This is a genomic window from Paenibacillus sp. V4I9 (assembly GCF_030817295.1).
Taxonomy (GTDB): domain Bacteria; phylum Bacillota; class Bacilli; order Paenibacillales; family NBRC-103111; genus Paenibacillus_E.
This window is the reverse complement of record NZ_JAUSZE010000001.1, coordinates 5,495,239-5,515,246: the sequence shown is the minus strand read 5'-3', so window position 1 is coordinate 5,515,246 and position 20,008 is coordinate 5,495,239. Positions and strand designations below refer to the sequence as shown.

The 20,008-nt window shown below is 44.6% G+C and carries 17 protein-coding genes; 16 read left to right on the top strand and 1 reads right to left on the bottom strand.

Annotation, left to right across the window (positions count from 1 at the left end; translation table 11 throughout):
• Nucleotides 1-124: 124 nt before the first annotated feature.
• From QFZ81_RS25735 to QFZ81_RS25680, 12 genes are all read left to right on the top strand, one after another.
• A complete protein-coding gene (locus QFZ81_RS25735; RefSeq protein WP_307440211.1) occupies nucleotides 125-424 on the top strand; it encodes a helix-turn-helix domain-containing protein in 300 nt (99 codons plus the stop codon).
• Nucleotides 390-1,331 carry a DUF1861 family protein gene (locus tag QFZ81_RS25730; protein ID WP_307440213.1) on the top strand — a complete coding sequence of 314 codons (942 nt, stop codon included), beginning with the start codon at nucleotides 390-392 and terminating at the stop codon, nucleotides 1,329-1,331. Before QFZ81_RS25735 ends, QFZ81_RS25730 begins: the two co-directional genes overlap by 35 nt.
• Nucleotides 1,332-1,427: 96 nt before the next feature.
• Nucleotides 1,428-1,997, top strand: a complete 570-nt coding sequence (locus tag QFZ81_RS25725) for a 50S ribosomal protein L25 (RefSeq protein WP_307605311.1) — start codon at nucleotides 1,428-1,430, stop codon at nucleotides 1,995-1,997.
• Between the two features lie 707 nt (nucleotides 1,998-2,704).
• The gene (locus QFZ81_RS25720) at nucleotides 2,705-4,774 is read left to right on the top strand and encodes a bifunctional aldolase/short-chain dehydrogenase (protein WP_307440218.1); all 2,070 of its coding nucleotides are present in this window, start codon (nucleotides 2,705-2,707) and stop codon (nucleotides 4,772-4,774) included.
• Nucleotides 4,775-4,806: 32 nt separating this feature from the next.
• Nucleotides 4,807-6,027 carry an L-rhamnose isomerase gene (gene rhaI / locus QFZ81_RS25715; RefSeq protein ID WP_307440219.1) on the top strand — a complete coding sequence of 407 codons (1,221 nt, stop codon included), beginning with the start codon at nucleotides 4,807-4,809 and terminating at the stop codon, nucleotides 6,025-6,027.
• Nucleotides 6,021-7,523 (top strand): rhamnulokinase, encoded by a 1,503-nt coding sequence (gene rhaB / locus QFZ81_RS25710; RefSeq protein ID WP_307449481.1) that lies wholly within the window; start codon nucleotides 6,021-6,023, stop codon nucleotides 7,521-7,523. The genes rhaI and rhaB overlap by 7 nt, the downstream gene beginning before the upstream one ends.
• 10 nt (nucleotides 7,524-7,533) lie before the next feature.
• Entirely contained in the window at nucleotides 7,534-8,301 is a 768-nt protein-coding gene (locus QFZ81_RS25705) for a DeoR/GlpR family DNA-binding transcription regulator (protein ID WP_307440221.1), read from the top strand.
• Nucleotides 8,302-8,402: 101 nt separating this feature from the next.
• Entirely contained in the window at nucleotides 8,403-9,146 is a 744-nt protein-coding gene (locus tag QFZ81_RS25700; protein WP_268617673.1) for a (Fe-S)-binding protein, read from the top strand.
• Nucleotides 9,133-10,650, top strand: a complete 1,518-nt coding sequence (locus QFZ81_RS25695) for a LutB/LldF family L-lactate oxidation iron-sulfur protein (RefSeq protein WP_307440225.1) — start codon at nucleotides 9,133-9,135, stop codon at nucleotides 10,648-10,650. The genes QFZ81_RS25700 and QFZ81_RS25695 overlap by 14 nt, the downstream gene beginning before the upstream one ends.
• The gene (locus QFZ81_RS25690; RefSeq protein WP_307605310.1) at nucleotides 10,643-11,386 is read left to right on the top strand and encodes a LutC/YkgG family protein; all 744 of its coding nucleotides are present in this window, start codon (nucleotides 10,643-10,645) and stop codon (nucleotides 11,384-11,386) included. The genes QFZ81_RS25695 and QFZ81_RS25690 overlap by 8 nt, the downstream gene beginning before the upstream one ends.
• A 163-nt stretch (nucleotides 11,387-11,549) precedes the next feature.
• Entirely contained in the window at nucleotides 11,550-13,871 is a 2,322-nt protein-coding gene (locus QFZ81_RS25685) for a BglG family transcription antiterminator (protein WP_307605309.1), read from the top strand.
• Nucleotides 13,868-15,730 (top strand): PTS sugar transporter subunit IIA, encoded by a 1,863-nt coding sequence (locus QFZ81_RS25680; RefSeq protein ID WP_307605308.1) that lies wholly within the window; start codon nucleotides 13,868-13,870, stop codon nucleotides 15,728-15,730. Before QFZ81_RS25685 ends, QFZ81_RS25680 begins: the two co-directional genes overlap by 4 nt.
• Before the next feature lie 68 nt (nucleotides 15,731-15,798).
• Here the strand turns inward: QFZ81_RS25680 and QFZ81_RS25675 are convergent, their stop codons facing one another.
• The gene (locus tag QFZ81_RS25675; RefSeq protein ID WP_307605307.1) at nucleotides 15,799-16,668 is read right to left on the bottom strand and encodes an aldo/keto reductase; all 870 of its coding nucleotides are present in this window, start codon (nucleotides 16,666-16,668) and stop codon (nucleotides 15,799-15,801) included.
• 234 nt (nucleotides 16,669-16,902) lie between these two features.
• Here QFZ81_RS25675 and QFZ81_RS25670 point away from each other — a divergent pair, with 234 nt between their 5' ends.
• The 4 genes from QFZ81_RS25670 (at nucleotide 16,903) to QFZ81_RS25655 (ending at nucleotide 19,994) form a co-directional block, all read left to right on the top strand.
• Complete coding sequence (locus QFZ81_RS25670; protein WP_307605306.1) at nucleotides 16,903-17,361, top strand: MarR family winged helix-turn-helix transcriptional regulator; 459 nt, start codon at nucleotides 16,903-16,905, stop codon at nucleotides 17,359-17,361.
• A 24-nt stretch (nucleotides 17,362-17,385) separates the two neighbouring features.
• Nucleotides 17,386-18,180 (top strand): flagellar motor stator protein MotA, encoded by a 795-nt coding sequence (gene motA / locus QFZ81_RS25665; protein WP_307440237.1) that lies wholly within the window; start codon nucleotides 17,386-17,388, stop codon nucleotides 18,178-18,180.
• The gene (motB, locus tag QFZ81_RS25660; RefSeq protein ID WP_307440240.1) at nucleotides 18,177-18,983 is read left to right on the top strand and encodes a flagellar motor protein MotB; all 807 of its coding nucleotides are present in this window, start codon (nucleotides 18,177-18,179) and stop codon (nucleotides 18,981-18,983) included. Before motA ends, motB begins: the two co-directional genes overlap by 4 nt.
• A 162-nt stretch (nucleotides 18,984-19,145) precedes the next feature.
• Nucleotides 19,146-19,994, top strand: a complete 849-nt coding sequence (locus tag QFZ81_RS25655; protein WP_307605305.1) for an MBL fold metallo-hydrolase — start codon at nucleotides 19,146-19,148, stop codon at nucleotides 19,992-19,994.
• The last annotated feature ends 14 nt before the right edge of the window (nucleotides 19,995-20,008 follow it).

Sequence of the window (20,008 nt, the reverse complement as noted above, 5' to 3'; positions counted from 1 at the left end):
GGGGTATTTTATTTTCAGAAAATTCCAAATTATTTCCTGTTTTCACTATAACATGACCATTTTTTCTTGTCAATTCATTGACTCTCCACCGTATACCCTATATATTTATGAAGGAGGTGTATGTGTGTCAGTCATACGCAGTAAACTAAAAGAAGTCATGGAAAATCACGACCCCAAATTATCGATACGTAAGCTCGCTAAAGAGATTAACTACCACTTTGACTCCGTTCGGCGTATGTATAAGGATGAGATGGTACAGTATCCTAGGGATTTATTGCTGAAGCTTTGTCTGTATTTTAATGTCCAGCCTGGACAGCTCATTGGCATCGAAATGGATGAAGAAAGTGATTGGACGATAGATGCATCGATGGATTATCAGGAGGACGTAAATGACAAGGAAATCGATAACAACAGAAAGCTGTAAACAGCTTCTGGAAACCTTTTATGCAAACCCCAGAATTACAAAAGTGCAGAAACTAACTTTCTCTGGGGTTGGAAATCGTGATGTGTATAATATAACGGCCCCGTTTCAATACGACGGGGAGGAAGTCATCTTAGGAAGAGTTGAGGAACGGGATAGCGAGTTCTCTCAAGTCTTCTTTTTTACATGCAAGAATCAGGTTTGGAGTCCCCGTGTACATACACACACTTATAATTTACAGGATCCATGTATAACTATCATCAAGGGCGAATTAATTGTTGGCGGAGTTGAAGTCATCACTGCTGCCAATAATCCGAGCAAAATTGTGTCATGGGTCACTCAATTTTATCGCGGGTTTAAAATCGATTCATTATGTCACTTCTCATCTGGACCCGGTACGATGAAAGATATTCGTTTAATTGAGCTTAACGATGGTAGAGTAGGTGTTTTTACTAGACCGCAAGGAGCAAGAGGTGGAAGAGGGCAAATCGGATTTACAATCATTAACTCGCTGGAGGAGCTCAATGTGCAAACCTTCATCAATGCGGAAATTCTTAGAGAGCAATTTGTCTCCGAAGAATGGGGCGGTGCGAATGAAGCACATTTACTCAAGAATGGTCATGTAGGCGTTCTAGGACATATAGCCTGCTTTGATTCCGTAGGAAACAAGCATTATTATTCCATGGTCTTTTCGATAAACCCTGAGACCTGTGAGAAAACACCCATGAAAATTATTGCGGCAAGAAGTGATTTTCCAAGAGGCCCTGGCAAACGTCCTGATCTTGAAGATGTTATTTTTAGCGGTGGGCTTATACGGTCAGGCAATGGTCGAGCTATCCTTTCTGTTGGCGTTAGTGATGCAGAGGCTTATCAGATTGAGATTCCTGATCCATTTATGGAGTATGAATAGAACGAGTGGGTTATCATCAAAGTTTGACTAGATTTTATGGTCATGTTATAATCGGTTTGACAAGAATTTATGGTCAAAGAGAGCAGGAACAAACAAATGAGTAAATTTATTCAATTGAACAAGCGCACTGGTGAAACAAAGTCCCACATGAATCAAGCAAGAAAACAGGGACGCATCCCGGTTGTGTTGTATGGGATTGGTAAAGATACTTTATCATTAGAAGTAAATGAAAAAGAAATGCTGGATATTTTGAAAAAAAATCCACGAGCTATCCTGCAAGGCAATACATCCGATGAAAAAGTAATTCCGGTTATTGTTCAGAGTGTCCAAAGGGATGCTATGTCCGGCAATCTGCTGCATATCGACTTTCATCATGTGAACATGACTGAAATCATGGACAGCAAAGTTACCATCCAGTTTTCTGGAGAGGCAATCGGTGTGAAATCCGGTGGGGTTCTGCAGATCGAAATTTATCAAGTAGAAGTCCGTTGTATGCCTGGTGATTTGCCGACTTCCATGGAAGTGGATATCAGCGGTCTTGATACTGGCGACAAGCTTCTTGTTTCTGACCTGATTTTCAAGGATGGCATTGAAGTGTTGACGGATCCGAATACGGTTATGATTCAAATCAAAACCGTGCATGAGGAAGTCGAAGCAACAGCGTAAAAGACTCGATATATCATATATGTAAATCCCCTGCTAGCAGAATGTGTGAAGATTCATGATTCCATGAATTTAATCACGCTGCTAGTAGGGGATTTTTTTATTTTCTAGGGCGATAAGCGTACCGCGATAATTACGCGAGAACATCTTTAGCTGTAAAATGTGCACCTAATTTCGCACCAATGGCGCTTTTCAGCAAATTAGCTGCATTTCCTACATTTAAATGTGCCAGAAAGGTAGGATTTGAGCTTTTTGGCTGGATTTAACTGCACTTTTTGCAGCAAAATCCCCCAAAAGCCACTGAGGATGCATATGAACTGCACAAAATGCAGTTCATGTATCACGGGTGTCTTCCAGCACAATTGCGAGCAGCCAAAAACGCGGAGAGCAGCATTTTCTTCTGTTCTCATTATGTTTGTTTTATACCCGTTTCATTTTTGTTTCCACTTTCTTTTCTAATTATAACTGTGTTACATCACATTTGTGTATTAAATTCTTTGAAACAAAAATAAAAATAAGTATTCAAAAATAAACAAAGATATGTTAGGATGGATCCATCAAGAACAAACACATACTCATGGGATGTAAAACGGAGACTTTGAGCTACACTCAAAGATCCCAAAGCGGAGAGACTTTGAGCTACACTCAAAGATCCCAAAGCGGAGAGACTTTGAGCTACACTCAAAGATCCCTATATTAGGAGGATACGTATGGTTGCGAATTTGTGGGAAGCGGAAAAAGCGAATGCAGTATCAAAAGGCGTAGAGGAACTGGTGTACCGTTCCAATTTATTAGGGACAGACCGTGCAGTTGCCAACTGGGGCGGCGGTAACACTTCGTACAAAACAATCGAGAAGGATTTCCGCGGTCGTGATGTAGAAGTGATGTGGGTAAAGGGCAGCGGTTCTGACCTTGCTACAATGAAAGCAAAGAATTTCACAGGTCTTCGCATGGAAGATATTCGTCCTTTGTTCGAGAGAGATGAAATGTCTGACGAAGAAATGGTTGCTTACCTTGTGAATTGTATGATCGACAGCAAACATCCGCGTGCGTCCATTGAGACGCTTTTACATGCATTTTTACCTTTCAAAAACGTTGACCACACGCATCCTGATGCGATTATCGGTCTCTGCTGTGCACACAACGGACGTGAGTTGGCCAAAGAAATTTACGGGGACCGTTTCGTGTGGGTACCTTATGTACGGCCTGGTTTTACACTTTCCAAAATGATCGCGGAAGGCGTTAGAAACAATCCAAAGGCTGAGCTTGTATTGATGGAGAAGCATGGTCTAGTTACTTGGGGCGAAACGTCAGAAGAGAGCTACCTCAAAACGTTGGCTATCATTCAAGAAGCAGAAAGCTTCATTGAAGCTCGTGTGAACGAGAGCAGCCTTTATGGCGGAGCAAAGTACGAGTCCCTCTCTGAGTCAGAGCAAAAAGATATTTTGGCACAAGTCCTGCCTATCGTTCGCGGAGCAGTGAGCAATGAGAAGAAAATGATCCTGACCACTGACAGCGCGGATGATGTTCTGAAGTTCGTTAACAGTAAAGATGCTGCTGTGCTATCCCAAGTAGGTGCTGCTTGCCCGGATCACTTGGTTCATACGAAAATGAAGCCTCTTTATATCGATTGGAATCCCAACTCCCGTGACGTGGCTTCCTTAATTGAAGCTTTAAACGCTGGAATCGCGGCTTACAAAGAAGAGTACAAGGCTTATTTTGACCGTAACAAAAATGAAGGCGACGTCATGAACGAAGCGGCACCTCGCGTTATCCTAATCCCTGGTATCGGGATGATCAACACTGGCAAAAGCTGGTCCAATGCACAAGTAAGCGGAGCGCTCTATCACCGTGCGATTGCCGTAATGAGAGGGGCAACGGCTCTCGGAACGTTCGTTTCCTTAAGCGAAAATGAATCCTTTAATGTCGAGTACTGGCCTCTTGAACTTTATAAATTAACTCTGGCTCCGGCTGAAGCGGAGTTTTCCCGCAAAATTGCTTTCATCACAGGCGGCGCAGGTGGAATCGGAAGCGTAACGGCTCGTCAATTTTTAAAAGAAGGTGCGCACGTCGTTCTAGCTGATCTGAACCTTGAAGGCGCACAAAAATTAGCAGACGAACTGAACGGGCAGTATGGCGAAAACAGAGCCATTGCCGTTAAAATGGATGTAACGAAAGAAGAGGAAGTGGAAGCCGCGTACCGAGATTCGATTCTTAGCTATGGCGGTATCGATATTATCGTGAATAACGCAGGTCTTGCGACTTCCAGTCCTTTTGACGAAACATCACTCAAAGAGTGGAACCTGAACATGAACGTGCTCAGCACAGGTTATTTCCTTGTAGCTAGAGAAGCTTTTAAAATTATGAAAAAGCAAAGCATCGGCGGCAGCATGGTATTCGTCGGCTCCAAGAACTCGGTATTCGCAGGTAAAAATGCCTCCGCCTACTCGACAGCCAAAGCGGCTGAAATTCACTTAGCACGCTGTATCGCTGCTGAGGGCGGGGAGTTCGGCATTCGTGTGAACTCGGTATTGCCAGATGCGATTCTTCAAGGCTCCGCGATTTGGAATTCCGGCTGGCGCAATGAACGGGCTGCAGCTTACGGTATTGAACCGGATCAACTGGAAGAGCACTACCGTAAAAGAACGACGCTGCTCGTAAACATTTTCCCGAAAGACGTCGCGGAAGCTATCGTATATTTCGCTTCTTCCAAAGCAGACAAAACGACAGGTTGTATGATCACAGTTGACGGCGGTGTTCCGGCTGCCTTCACTCGCTAATTACTTCCACATTCAAAAGGAGATATAATCCGATGAGCGATAAAGCATACGCCTTGTTCGAAGAGCTGCAAGCGAATAGAGGTATTGATCTAGCAGCTGTTAAAGCTAAGCTAAAAGCCCTTAAAGTAGAAACCCCTTCATGGGGCTACGGGGATTCAGGAACTCGCTTCAAAGTCTATAAGCAAAACGGTGTTCCGCGGAATCCCTTCGAGAAATTCGAAGATGCTGCACAAGTTCATAAACTGACGGGTGTTTGCCCGTCGGTTGCTATCCATATTCCTTGGGACAAAGTGGACGATTACGCAAAGCTGAAACAGCACGCAAGTGATCTCGGTGTTTCTATCGGAGCTGTTAACCCTAACCTTTTTCAAGAAGATGATTACATCTTTGGTAGTGTGACGAATTCAAACGAAGCTATTCGCCGCAAAGCGACGGATCATTTGCTAGAGTGTGTGGATATTGCTAAGACTGTAGGTTCTGATGTGTTGAGCCTATGGTTCGCAGACGGTTCCAACTACCCTGGTCAAGTCGATATTCGAGCTCGTAAAACATGGATGTATGAAGCGCTTAAAGAAATGTACGGAGCAATGACACCAAACATGCGTATGCTGATTGAATACAAGTTCTATGAGCCTGCGTTTTATCACACGGATCTAGCGGACTGGGGAATGGCATTTAATTTGGCGAACAAATTGGGGCCTCAAGCTGAAGTGCTAGTGGATACGGGTCATCACCCGCAAGGAACGAACATTGAACATATCGTGACTTACTTGTTAGATGAAAATAAATTAGGCGGCTTCCACTTCAACTCCCGCAAATATGGAGATGATGATCTGATCGTTGGCTCGGTTAATCCGTATGAGTTGTTCCTGATTTTCTACCAAATCATTGATGCAGCGAACGATAAAAATCCACAAATCCGTCAGGCTGCTGACAATATTGCCTATATGATCGATCAAAGTCACAATATCGAGCGTAAAATTCCAGCGATGCTGCGTTCCGTGCTAAACGTTCAAACACAGTATGCAAAAGCATTGCTGATCAACCTCGATGAAGTTAGAGACGCACAAGAACGTCAGGACGTTCTAGGTGCAGAAGACGCTGTGCGTAAGGCATTCGAATTCGACGTTACTCCGCTTCTGCAAGCTGTTCGTGAAGAGATCGGTGTACCCGTAGATCCGATGAAAGCTTACCTAGAAAGCGGCTACGACGAAAGCATTAATGCTCGTGGCAAAGGCGGTGCCAGCTGGTGAGTAAGCCCTCCTGCGTACTGGCCTTTGATTTGGGAGCAAGTAGCGGCAGAGCGATCGTCGGACGACTTGACTCCGAAGCGGGCCAAGTGACGATCGAGGAAATTCACCGCTTCTCGAATGATCCGGTGAAGGTGGGTAACCACCTTCATTGGGATATTTTGAGATTGTTCCATGAATTGAAACAAGGTATTTTACAGATGAAGCATCTGGGTTATACGGATATCGAAAGCCTGGCCATAGATTCATGGGCGGTGGATTTCGGGCTGCTCGCGGCAAATGGTGAGCTTCTCGGTAATCCCTACCACTATCGGGACCATCAAACGGACCATGTCATGGATAAGGTCATTGATCTTGTTGGCCGTGAAAAGCTGTATGCCAAAACAGGTCTTCAGTTCCTTCAATTTAATTCGATTTTTCAACTATATGCGTTAAAAGAAAGAAATCCAGAGCTTCTGCAGCGTGCAGAAACGTTCTTGATGATTCCTGACTTGCTCAGATACTTTTTAACCGGAGAAAAACACAGCGAGTACACCAATTCCACAACGACGCAGCTTTTTAATGCAACAACGCTGACGTGGGACACGGAGCTCATAGATCAGCTTGGCCTTCCTGGTGAACTATTACTGAAACCGGTTGCGTCAGGGACTAGAGTTGGCGCCTTAATCAAAGAGATTTGTGATGAACTTAATGTTCCTTCGATTCCTGTCATTGCCGTAGGCGAGCATGATACAGCATCTGCTGTTGTCGCGGTTCCCGCTTTAGAAGAAGATTTCGCTTTTTTAAGCTGCGGTACTTGGTCACTGCTCGGGACTGAGACGTTGGCGCCGGTGCTAAGTGAAGAGGCATTAGCTTGGAATTTCACCAATGAAGGCGGCGTTTATGGTACGAACCGATTGCTTAAAAACATCATGGGCTTATGGTTAATTCAGGAATGTAAGCGTACATGGGACAAAGAAGGCAAGAACATCAGCTTTGCTGAGTTAGTCAAGCTTGCCGAGCAAGTGAAGCCTTTCCAATGCTTCATCGATCCGGATGATGACATGTTCTTGAATCCTGAGCATATGCCGAAGCAAATTCAGCAATACTGCCGGGATACGGAACAGGTTGTACCGCAAACAGAAGGTGAAATTGTTCGTTGTATGTTGGAAAGCCTGGCTTTGAAGTATCGGTTTATTTTAGAAAGAACGGAACAGCTAACGGGGAAGAAATATCAAGGTCTTCACATTGTTGGTGGCGGCATCCAGAACGAGCTGCTTTGTCAATTCACGTCAAATGCTATACAGCGCGAGGTTTGGGCCGGTCCTGTTGAGGGTAGTGCCTTAGGTAACCTTGTAGTACAATGGATATCACTAGGGTATATCGCGAATTTGCGCGAAGCCAGAAAGCTGATTCGGAATTCGTTCCCGGTCAAAACTTATCTCCCTCAAGATGGAGCGGGTTGGCAGGAAGCGTATGCAACATTTTGTCAGGTGGCGTCCCGATCGACGGTGAAATGAGGGAAGTACGATGCTGGTAGCGGAAAGATGGCAGAGAATCGTTCAGTTGGTGAATGAAAGAGGAAGTATTCGCGTAACGGAACTCAGCGAGCTGTGTCAAGTAACAGAAGAAACGATACGACGTGATTTGGACCGGTTAGAAAGCGAAGGCAAGCTGATGCGCAGCCATGGCGGCGCTGTCAGTGTGAAGGAAGCGCAGTCCGAAGTCCCTTTCATGGAAAGGGAAACGGCGCAGTCGGATTTCAAGAACAGCATAGCGAAAGAAGCGGTATCGCATATTCGGGAGCATGATCGGATCATTTTAGATGCAAGTACAACGGCTTGGTATATGGCCAAAATTATTCCCGATATGCCGCTGACGATCATCACGAACTCGATGAAGGTTGCGCTTGAGGTGAGCGGTAAGGAGAAAATTCAGGTCATATCCACAGGTGGACTCCTTTCGCCAAAATCGTTGTCCTATGTAGGACCACTCGCGGAAAGATCCTTGGACATGTATCACGTTCATAAGCTGTTCTTGTCATGCAAAGGGGTTCATATCCAGCGTGGAATTAGCGAATCCAATGAGCTGCAAGCGCTCATTAAACGCAAAATGATCAGTATCGCTGATGAAACGTACCTGCTTGCTGACCATAGTAAATTCGGCATGCAGTCTTTGACGCAAGTAGCCGGCTGGCCTGAGATCAAGCACTTGATTACAGACGGGCAAACAAACAAGGAGGATGTGGACCAGATTCGCGATAAAGGTGTGCACGTCCTCCAATTAGATAAAGGTTAAAATCATTGTTCCTCCCATCACCAGTATGTTCTCTCTCGTACTGTGGATGGTTTTTTGGTCTCTGAGGAGGGAACGATTAAGGAAGGGAGTTAGCTGCAATCATGAAAGTATCCTTATTCATTACTTGCTTGAGCGATCTTGTTTACCCCAAGGTTGGTGAGTCTATGGTTCACTTACTTGCAAAATACGGAGTCAAGCTAGATTTCCCTGCGACTCAGACTTGCTGCGGTCAACCTGCCTTCAACAGCGGCTATTGGGACGAGGCGCGAGGTTCCGCGATGACACTGCTTCAAGCGTTTGAAGACAGTGATTTTGTGATATCACCTTCGGGTTCATGCACAAGTATGATTCATCATTATTATCCGAAGCTGTTTGAAAATGACCCTATCAATCTAGCAAGAGCTAATCGCTTAGTAGAAAAAACATATGAATTCACGCAGTTCCTCGTGCAAGTATTGGGTGTTACGGATTTGGGAGCCGTGTTCCCGCATAAAGTGACCTATCATCCATCTTGCCACGGCAGTCGACTTTTAGGTGTCAAAGAGGAACCGATGCAGCTGATGAAAAATATCCGTGATTTGGAGCTTGTACCCCTTCCTCATGCGGAGGATTGTTGTGGATTTGGTGGGACTTTTGCGGTGAAAATGTGCGATATATCTGGAGCCATGGTATCCGAGAAATCAGATCACGTGCTGGAAACAGAAGCAGAAGTGCTAGTCGGACTAGATATGGGATGTTTAATGAATATTGCAGGCAATTTATCCTACCGTGGAAAACCTGTGAAGGTCATGCATCTAGCGGAATTACTGGCCGAGGGAGTGAAGCTGGCGCATGAGCGATCATAAACCTAGTGGGACCGTCAAGGAAAGATCCAAAGTCGCGCTGAACAATGACTTTCTTCGCAATGCGGTTAAGTTCACGACCGAACGGCTCAAAAACGGTAAACTGGGCGCCTCCGAAGAGCTTGGGAACTGGGAAGAGTGGCGTGAGCGAGGCAGGCAAATTCGTCTGCATACGATTGCGCACTTGGACTACTATCTTGGCAAATTCGTTGAAAATGCGAGAGCGCAGGGCGTGCACGTTCACTTCGCAGCCGATGCAGCAGACGCTGTTCGTTTGACGATGCAAATCGCCGAGCACAAGAAGGCGAAAAGTGTAGTAAAGTCCAAGTCGATGGTTTCCGAAGAATTGCATATCAACCATGCGCTTGAGCAAATCGGTGTCGAGGCGATTGAAACGGACCTTGGCGAATATATTATTCAGCTGGCAGGCGAGACGCCTTCGCATATTATTATTCCGGCGATTCACAAAAATCGCTATCAGATCGCCGACCTGCTTTCTGAGGATGCAGGCGAGAAGCTTGAGCCGGATACGGGGATATTAGCTGGCTATGTTAGAAGAAAACTACGTGAGAAGTTCCTTGAAGCCGACATTGGGATGACGGGCTGTAATTTTGCTATTGCGGAGACGGGGTCTATCGTTCTTTTCGAAAATGAAGGCAATGCGCGGATGGTTAGTACCATCCCTAAGACTCAAATTACATTCATGGGCATGGAGCGAATCATTCCTACATTGGACGATCTCGAAGTGATGGCGACCCTGCTGCCGCGTTCGGCTACTGGACAGAAACTCACGGTGTATATGTCTGTGATTTCAGGGCCGCAGCGTCAACAGGACGGCGATGGACCGGAAGAAATGCACGTCATTATTTTGGATAATGGACGTTCGTTGCAGCTTGGAGATCCGCAATTCCAGGAATTGCTGAACTGTATTCGCTGTGGGGCATGCTTAAACGCTTGCCCGGTTTACCGTCACATCGGCGGCCACGCTTATGGCGGTGTATATAGTGGTCCGATCGGTGCTGTTCTTACGCCGGCACTTAACAAAAACGTCGACCAATGGGACGATATTGCTAGTGCTTCTAGCCTGTGCGGCGCCTGTTATGAGGCATGTCCGGTGAAGATTCCACTGCATGATATGCTGATTTATCTCCGTCAACGCAAAGTGGAACGCGGGGCGACGGATTTTGTTGAGAAAGTCGGCATGAAGGGCTTTAATTTCTTGATGTCCGATGCAAAGCGGGTTAAAGCGTTAATCAAACTCGGCCGTATTGGGCAGAAATTATTAGTTCGCGATGGTCATATCAAAGCGAAGATAGGTCCGTTAAAAGGTTGGAATTCGTATCGTTATGCGCCAAGCATGGCGAAGAAGACATTCCGTGAATCGTGGAAAGACATTGAGCAGGGACTAGAAGGCACCTTCCCTGAACTAGATTCCGTGATGAAAGCCCGCATGGAGAAGCTTGTGGCTGATCGCAAAGACGGCGGAGGAGGACATCATCATGGCTAAATCAGATGCAGCATTTCTCCAGAAGCTTCACCAAGAAGCCCTGAAGGATCAGGAGGCCTTTTTTGCTAATATTTCGAATCGACTAGGCAGAGCTAAGCCATTACAAACAGCTCCTTCGCATAACACGAAGGGGGCTCCTGAATTTTGGGAGCAGGTGGATCTCCCGCTCGAACAGCGCATTCAGTTGTTCATGTCGAACTGGCAGAAGGCTGGAGGCCATACGAGGCGTCTTGCGAGTATGGCTGAAGCAGAGGAATTCATTGCGAACTTCATCGCAGAGACACAGGCAAAACACTTGATCATTCAGGATCAACCTGAGCTGGAGTCTCTTCGTGATTCGCTTGCAGGCACGGAAATAGACATCACGGTGTGGAACGCAGAAGGTGCTGATGCTGCAGCCAAAGATGAGCTTGTCGCTAAGGCGGCTGGAGCGGACATCGGCATCGTTGCCGTCGAACACGCTGTCGCGTACACTGGTTCACTAGTGGTCACTTCCGATGCGACGAGAGGCAGAAGTGTCAGCTTGCTGCCAACCACGTTCATTGCCATTATCCCGGTGGATCGTATAAAAACAAAGCTGGGTGAAGTATTGCGCCCATTCGATGAACTTGCGGCCAAAGATAGACCGGCTGGCATTCATTTCATCTCAGGTCCGAGCCGCTCGGCCGACATCGAGAATGATTTGACCATTGGTGTCCATGGACCCGGCATCGTTTATGCACTTATTATTGAGTAACCAAAGAGCTGTGAGAGAATGAATTCTCTTGCGGCTCTTTTTTATTTTGAATTTTGAAGGAGGATGTCTTCCCAAAAGTCTAATGATGCCTAGTTTTTACGGTATGTCTTCTGGATATAAGGTGCATATATTATGTGCGATTGGCAGGGACGACGGAGAAATCTTGGAACGGACCAGTTTTCCAACGACAACCCCAAGCGAAACAATAGGGCGTGTGATAAATTTTTTTAGCGGAAAGCATATAGCGGCGCTTGGCGTTGGTTCGTTTGGACCCGTAGATTTGGACCTGACAAGCAAAAGCGTCTATGTAACCGCTATAATGATAGGACTAGATACAGATGCAAAGGGGAAGCTGATATTGAAGCATACGGGTATTTCTATGAATTCAAGACATCATCAAATTCTGATGCTGCTGCTTGACGCTAAGGCCCCAGTTACGTTGAGGGAGATTTCCAATGAGCTGAAAATTAGTATTCGAACCATCCAAAGGGAACTGGATGGACTGGGTCTGTTGGTAAAGACTTACGAGCTGATGCTAGTTCAAAAGCCTGGAGTCGGACTTAGCTTAAAAGGAACGGAAAATGCAAAAAAGCAGCTTTTTCACCAACTATCCGTTATGCATGGGACAAAGATTTTTTCTCCTGAAGAAAGACAGTATATTTTGATGCAGATGCTGCTATCCCTTCGCGAACCGACGAAGTTGTACTATTTCAGCAGCAAACTGGACGTGACAGAAGCGACGATAAGCAACGATTTGGATAAGTTGGAGCCTTGGTTTGCCAAGCATCATATCCAATTAGTTCGCAAGCAAGGATTAGGCGTGTTTATTGAAGGTAATGAAAAGAACATCCGGGAAGCTATTGTTGACCTGTTGTACAAGCATTTTACGCAGGAACAGTTGATGGATATCTTATCATCCTATTCGTATAGCTTTTCGGATAAAGTTAAATTGGAACTATCGATAAGCAACCACCTTCTTCATTTTATAGAGCCGAAAACGATCGATCAAATTGAGAACGTTGTAAAATTAACAAAAAAATTGCACGGATATGAAATGACAGACAGTGCTTATGTTGGATTTGTTATACACATTGCTCTGGCCGTTCAACGTTTGAAAAATGGGGAGAATATTTCAATTGATGCGGAGTCGCTGCAAAAATTAAAAAAAACAGATGAATTTGAGTGGGCGCTGCAAATGGCAAGGAAATTGGATGCTTTACTTGAAATTGAGATTCCTGAGAGCGAAGTAGGCTATATCACCATGCATTTACTGGGAGCCAAGGGAAAACGAGTTTTTTCTTTGCCGATCAGGCAAGAAGATCTCCGTGTAGAACATTTCGTTCAGCAAATGATTCGAATTGTGGAAAATGAACTAAAGCATGAATTAGGTAATGACGTCTCTCTCTTTGAATCCTTAAGCACTCATTTGGAATCAGCCATTCACCGACTTCTTCTGAAAATGGATATACGTAATCCGCTTCTTGATCGTATTCGTACGGAATACCCCGATGTATTCATCGCGACATCCAAGGCAGCGCTTTACTTAGAAAGACAACTGAATTGCCCTGTTCCAGATGAAGAAATTGGCTACTTGGCTATGCACTTTGGCGCTTCTATCGTCAGAAAAACAGGGAAATCGCTTCGCGGCTACCGTATTTTGCTTGCTTGTGCCAGCGGTATGGGAACATCGCGGCTGCTTGCGGCGCAAATCGAAAAGAATTTACCGCATATCCGAATCGTTGATATTGTATCGCTGCTTAATTTGGAGAAATGGCTGCGTAAAAAACTTCCAGTCGATTTAATCATTTCCACGGTTCCGTTTGAAAATGAAAACTATAAGGTTATCGTGGTGAATTCATTTTTGCATGTAACGGATATTGAATTGATTGAGCAATATTTGAAAAATTTGCCGATTTCTGAAAAACCACAGACAGAAGTAGACGAGGAAATCGAGGATACCGTGATGAAAATTAATCGGTATGGCGAAGCTATCCTATTGTTGATGAATCACACGTTCATCGTTTCGGAATTAACCGCATTCTCAAAGGATGATGTGATTCTTCAAGCTTCCGCATTTGTGGGCACTCAGCTTCAAAGTGTGGATGTTCGATTATTAGAAGACGAATTGCGGAAAAGGGAAAAGCTTGGAGGATTGGTTTTTGAAAAGGAACAGTTCTCGATGCTTCATTGCCGCAGCGAGGCCATCCCTTCCGTATGTATTTGCCTCTTTCGGTTGGTCGACGAAGTACAATGGAATAACTTGGAATGTCATACACCGGTTAGAACCATACTTTTGCTGCTTGCGCCGCGCAGCGTTCCCAAGGAGCATATCGAAATGATCAGTGAAATTAGCGCGGCATTAATAGAAGAGGAATTCATAAAAACTTTGATAATGGGTGATGATTCGACCGTTAAATATAAGATCAAAGCCGTTTTGGGTAAAGGTTATAGGGATAAAACTACTTCAGTGTTTCGGGGGTCATGATGAAAACGCTTGATCGTGTTGGCCGTTTTTTAAGTACGATGGTATTTCAAAATATAGCAGGATTGATAGCTCTTGGGATGCTAAGGGTTTTATTTGGATCAAACGGATGGTGGCCTCTTCCAGCGTTGAATGGTTTAATCACACCGATGACCCAATATTTAATACCGATTCTTTTTGGCTATACAGGTGGTAAAATGATCGGCAATCACAGAGGGGGAGTTATTGCTGCTTTTGTTATCATCGGCTTAGTGGCCGGAAATCCATCTGAATATACGATGATTTTGCCTGCAATGATCATTGGTCCGACAATGGGGTTTATCATTAAAAAAACAGATAAATGGCTTGTGAGTCGCATCCCTTTAGGACTTGAATTGTTGTATTACAGCACAATCGCCGGCTTAATTGGCGTATTTTTTGTTTTGATGGCTTATTATTATATTTCTCCAGCTTTTGTGCAGGGATTACATGTTATCGTAACGGGTTCGGGTAAGCTGGTATCATCGGGATATCTATGGCTCATCGCGCTTGTCATCGAACCGGCGAAAATACTGTTTTTTAACAATGTGATCAATCATGGGATTCTGGAGCCTTTGGGTATCAATCAAACAAAGGAATTCGGGAAGTCTATCTTTTTTCTGCTTGAGACCAACCCGGGTCCTGGTTTTGGTTTGTTAATGGCTTATTTTATTCGGTCCATAGGGAAAGAAAAAGGAAATGCTAGGTCAGCGGTTGCTATTCAACTTATTGGCGGCATACATGAGGTCTACTTTCCTTATGCATTAAGAAAGCCGTTGTTGATCCTTCCATTGATTTTGGGTGGTATGGCAGGGGACTTTGTATTCAGTGTTTTACATGCTGGACTTGTGGCTACCCCCTCTCCAGGGAGTATTTTGACTCAGCTGCTGTTGGCGCCTAAAGGCATGCATATCTCTGTATTATTAGGCTTTAGCGCTTCAGCTTGTGTTAGTTTTTTTGGGAGTATCTATGTGCTGTCTAGGGCCGTAACGGAATCAAACGATTCAAAGGATAATAATAAGATGCCTGTCAAACAACAGATCCAGTCAATAACAGAAAAGAAGCCCGTTAAACTTGAGCAAAAAGTTATCTTTGCCTGTGATGCCGGGATGGGTTCAAGTGCAATGGGTGCCGCTTTGCTGCGAAAGAAACTAAAGCAGGCTGATTTACATTTTGTTGTTGATAACTGTTCGGTGGATGATCTCTCGGATGATGCGGATATTGTTATTTCACACATCCATTTAACGGAACGGGCCAAGGCTTCAGCTCCGCATGCGCGACACTTTTCGATAAATTCATTTTTGGATCAAGCTTTTTATGAGGAACTGGTTGTTTGTCTAAAACAAGAGCTAGGCAGTTCCTTTCATGAAGAAACGACCGTTTTGGTGGACATGACCGTCTTTACACCAGAGCATATTATGATTCAATTGGATGCGATAGATAAATGGGAAGCGATCAGTCAAGTTGGAGAGATTCTAATTCGTACGGGTCATGTCGAGGAAGAGTTTATTCAAGAGATGCATCTAAGAGAGCAAATGCTATCCACATATATCGGAAATGGTATCGCTATTCCGCACGGAATGGATGGAGATAGCAAACATATCCTGAAATCTGGCATTGCGATTGCCCAGTATCCTGAGGGAATCGATTTTGGGGACGGGGATATAGCGTATCTGCTCATTGCTGTCGTAGGGCATCATTCTGAAAAGCTTGAGCTTGTTTCTCATATAGCTTTAATGATTGATAATGTTGAATTTGTAAATCAGCTGATTCAAGCAAAGAACAGGAAAGAAATTTATAGCCTCGTTTGCAACAGCTTCGCGGAAATGGATCGGATCAGATAACCAGCCAAACTTATAAAGCCAGCAAGTTAGTGCCGATACTCAGGGGCACTTAACTGCTGGCTTTTTGATTAGTTACGAACGTACCATTCACCAGATACCCAATCGGTTGTTTTCCAACGCAGTACATCGGGGGTGGCAAGATGGGCAATTTCTTTGAGGAACTCGAGCTGCTCCAGCTCAGTCATCGGCTTGAAGCTCTTAGCAATGGCCAGATTTTGTTCCAGCTGCGCCATGGACTCCATCCCGACAATCGCTGTAGATATCGGCAGCGAGAACGTATATTGGAGTGCTTTCTCGTACCAGGGTGCCAGCTTACCGAGCGCCATAACTTTCATGCCGATGATAGCGACACCTTTCTCAACCGCTTTAGGCAAAAACTCATGAGCGAAGCTGTAGATGAGATGATCCGCTGCGGATAAGGCAACAAGCGCGCTGTCGAATGAGTCACAGCGTTCAATCGCTTTCAACTGAACTCTAGGATTCGTGTGGCCGCTGATCGAGATATGCTTGATAATCCCTTGTTCCTTGGCCTCAAGAAGCGCTTCTAGCGCTCCGCCTTTGGCGAAACACTGATCGAGCTCTTCCATTGTCATAATATTATGTAATCGCCATTCTTCGATGTGATCCGTTTGCAGACGCTTCAGACTTGCTTCCAGCAGCTTCAGAGAACCGTCTCTTGTCCGATCATGCGTTTTGGTAGCAATCCATACGTCATTCCTTCGTCCATCGCGTGCTAATGCTTTACCAAGTCGATCCTCGGATTGCCCATCCGAGTAGCTAGGTGCTGTATCGAAATAGGTGATCCCTTCGTCAATCGCACGATTCACAATTTGAATCGCTTCTTCTTCCGTACATTGGTGTTCGTCGACAATGCGCTGAGCACCAAAGCTCAGAATAGGAAATTGCTGTCCGGTCGAACCAAACGAACGTTTCTCCACATGATTCACTCCTCGTATGTTTTCTTCACACTGATATCGGTTCAAGCAGGAATTGGCTCTTCTCAAGTATAAAATAAGTAAGTGAAGGACGCTAGCATTCGTCAAATTATTTGCATATTCACAAAAAATACATGACTTTAGTCCTACTTTTCGACAAAAGATGATTGTATTAAATAATAAATAAACTTATTATATGTACATATACAACTTTTTTGTTGAATTATCGGAGGGTCAATGACAATTGAACAAGGTAAGCCTTATGACAGCCAAGGATTTCATCTTTGGCAGGTTACGAATCTATGGCAAAAAAATCTTCGTCATGCCCTGCATGATTTGGATCTCACGCATGTTCAATTTATTTTGCTGGCAACCACAGAGTGGTTAAATTCTCAATCCCCTCTTGGGGATGTGACACAGGTTCAAATTGCCATGCATGCGCATATTGATCCCATGATGGCATCACAAGTACTTCGTAACTTGGAAAAGAAAGGGTTCCTCATTCGCAAGGAACATCCGACGGATACGCGAGCCAAATCAATCTCTTTAACTCCAGCTGGAGAGAGGTTGATAAACAAGGCAATAGACATTGTCGAGCAAGCCGATCGCCGTTTTTTTTCTAAACTGGGGGAAGATCAGGAAACGTTGGCAAGCTTGTTGAGATCATTAGGAAGCATGACAACTCATGAAAATTAGATCATAGGGAGAGGTGCCTTGAATATGGAGAAGTCATCACTAATCGGAATCGTTTTAGCTTTTATATCCATTGGTGTGGGTATGGTATTGAAAGGGGCAAGCCTGGTAGCACTGCTGAATCCTGCAGCTGCCTTAATTATTTTTGGTGGTACAGCATCGGCCTTATTTATCGCTTTTTCAATGGCAGAAATGAAGAAGATTCCGACCTTAATGAAAATTATTTTTACCGAACAGAAATTAATGCCTAAAAAAGAACTGATCGAGACGTTCATCGACTGGGTATCCATTACACGCCGTGAAGGCTTACTTTCCTTGGAGAAGCAAGCAGAAGAGCTGTCAGACCCATTTATGAAAAGCGGCATGCGCCTCATTATTGATGGAAACGATGCAGATTTTGTACGCGATGTATTGCTCGAAGATATTGCTGAAATGGAATCAAGACATAAGAAATATGCAAGCATTTTTACGCAAGCTGGTACATATGCACCGACACTCGGCGTACTTGGTGCCGTCGTTGGACTCATCGCTGCTCTTGGTAATTTGAGTGAAGTAGATAAACTAGGTCATCTGATTTCAGCGGCATTCGTTGCAACGATGTTCGGGATTTTCCTTGGTTACGTTATTTTTCACCCATTTGCAAATAAGCTGAAGCAGAAGTCTAAGAAAGAAGTTGAAATTAAGCTTATGATTGTAGAAGGGTTGCTCTCCATTCAATCCGGTGTATCTGCCAATTCCGTGAAGCAAAAAATGATGATCTTCGTTGCCAACAATGAACGTGCGGCGTATGACGAAGACTCGAGGGAGGCTGCTCCACAGTGAGTAAAAAAAAGAAGCATGAGGATCATGAAGAACATATTGATGAAACCTGGCTCATTCCCTATGCGGATTTGCTTACCTTGCTTCTAGCTCTCTTTATCATTTTGTTTGCATCTAGTCAGGTGGATTCCAAGAAATACGACTCGATTATGCGGTCCTTGAACAATGCCTTCACGGGGGGAGAAGCACCCTTCGCGATGTCGAATATGGTTCCAATAAATGATGCGGGGAATTCTACGAAAAACAATAATAAGAGCCAAAATCCTCCGCCGAAGGATGAGAGTAAAACCGATAGTCAGCTGGCTGCCAAGCTGCAGAAGGAAGAGAAGGATCTCAAAGAGTTAAAGCAAAGCATGGATGCTTACATTAAAGAAAACAACATGAGTGAGCAGCTGACCACGAAGCTGGATAATGAGAAGCTGACCATTACGATTAGTGACCGTGCGCTGTTTGATTCAGGGTCGGCTACAATTAAACAAGAATCACAAAAGCTGGCGGTTTCGATGTCTAATTTGCTGGGCAGCTATCCAGGATATGAGGTTGAAGTAGCAGGTCATACGGATAATATCCCGATTCGTCGAGCAGACTTTGAAACGAACTGGGATTTAAGCGCAAAGCGTGCGGTCAATTTTATGAAAATACTTCTGAATAACAGTAAAATTGATCCTGCTTCCTACTCTTCGGTCGGATTCGGTGAATACCGGCCGATTGCAGAAAATGACACAACAGAAGGTAGAGCGAAGAACCGCCGTGTTGAAGTGAGCATCTTGCGTAACATTAAAGCGACGGATGAGATTGCGAAATAAGTGCAATTACGCATAAGACTTATTATGAAAGATAGGCTAAGAGTCGCTAGACTCTGGCCTTTTTTTAGTTTAACAACACATTTCGTATCGAGAAATACGGAGTAATTTAACAGCAAAATGGGGATAGTAATGTGGAATTTGCAATGATGAGGAGAAGTTTACATGGAGCATACAGAGCATACATATGAGCATACGTATATCCCGCTAACGACATTATCCAGCGGTGAAGGCAAGGAAATAGCCATTGATATATATGGTTACTGCATTCAGATCGTGAATATTTGTTTCATTGGCAACCCAACAAGCAAAGATAAAGAATGGTTTTTAATTGACGCAGGTATGCCGCAATCGGCAGATGAGATCATTCGTGTTGCAGAGGAGCGTTTTGGAGCACATAAGAAGCCTAGGGCGATCATTTTGACGCATGGACATTTCGACCATGTCGGGGCCATAGAGAGTCTTTTGGAATACTGGGATGTTCCGGTATATGCACATGAGTTGGAAGTCCCTTATTTGACGGGAAAATCCAATTATCCTAAAGGAGATTCTACGGTAAATGGCGGGCTTGTAAGCGAGTTATCACCCCTTTTTCCAAACCACGGCATTGACATAGGTAATCATGTACATCCTTTGCCTGCTAATGGTATCGTTCCTGGACTGACGGGATGGCAATGGATTCATACGCCGGGACACACACCAGGACACATTTCTCTTTTTCGCGCCAAAGATGGTTCATTAATAGCCGGAGATGCCTTCGTTACCGTCAAGCAAGAATCTCTTTACAAGGTGTTCACGCAAGAACAAGAAATAAGCGGACCGCCCAAGTATTTCACGACAGATTGGCAAGCAGCCGGTGATTCGGTTAGAAAGCTTCGAGATTTACATCCATCTTTAGCGATAACGGGACATGGAAAACCGATGAACGGCGAAGAACTAAGTCGCGAACTAGGCCGTCTGGCGGAGGATTTTGAAGAATTAGCGATTCCTAAGGAAGGTCGGTTTGTGCATTAGCAGTAATGATTGGA

What these genes read in the sequence shown, in the direction of transcription:
- QFZ81_RS25730 (WP_307440213.1), top strand. Translation starts at nt 390, where the DNA reads ATGACAAGGAAATCGATAACAACAGAAAGCTGTAAACAGCTTCTGGAA.
- QFZ81_RS25725 (WP_307605311.1), top strand. Translation starts at nt 1,428, where the DNA reads ATGAGTAAATTTATTCAATTGAACAAGCGCACTGGTGAAACAAAGTCC.
- QFZ81_RS25720 (WP_307440218.1), top strand. Translation starts at nt 2,705, where the DNA reads ATGGTTGCGAATTTGTGGGAAGCGGAAAAAGCGAATGCAGTATCAAAA.
- rhaI (WP_307440219.1), top strand. Translation starts at nt 4,807, where the DNA reads ATGAGCGATAAAGCATACGCCTTGTTCGAAGAGCTGCAAGCGAATAGA.
- QFZ81_RS25705 (WP_307440221.1), top strand. Translation starts at nt 7,534, where the DNA reads ATGCTGGTAGCGGAAAGATGGCAGAGAATCGTTCAGTTGGTGAATGAA.
- QFZ81_RS25700 (WP_268617673.1), top strand. Translation starts at nt 8,403, where the DNA reads ATGAAAGTATCCTTATTCATTACTTGCTTGAGCGATCTTGTTTACCCC.
- QFZ81_RS25695 (WP_307440225.1), top strand. Translation starts at nt 9,133, where the DNA reads ATGAGCGATCATAAACCTAGTGGGACCGTCAAGGAAAGATCCAAAGTC.
- QFZ81_RS25690 (WP_307605310.1), top strand. Translation starts at nt 10,643, where the DNA reads ATGGCTAAATCAGATGCAGCATTTCTCCAGAAGCTTCACCAAGAAGCC.
- QFZ81_RS25680 (WP_307605308.1), top strand. Translation starts at nt 13,868, where the DNA reads ATGATGAAAACGCTTGATCGTGTTGGCCGTTTTTTAAGTACGATGGTA.
- QFZ81_RS25670 (WP_307605306.1), top strand. Translation starts at nt 16,903, where the DNA reads ATGACAATTGAACAAGGTAAGCCTTATGACAGCCAAGGATTTCATCTT.
- motA (WP_307440237.1), top strand. Translation starts at nt 17,386, where the DNA reads ATGGAGAAGTCATCACTAATCGGAATCGTTTTAGCTTTTATATCCATT.
- QFZ81_RS25655 (WP_307605305.1), top strand. Translation starts at nt 19,146, where the DNA reads ATGGAGCATACAGAGCATACATATGAGCATACGTATATCCCGCTAACG.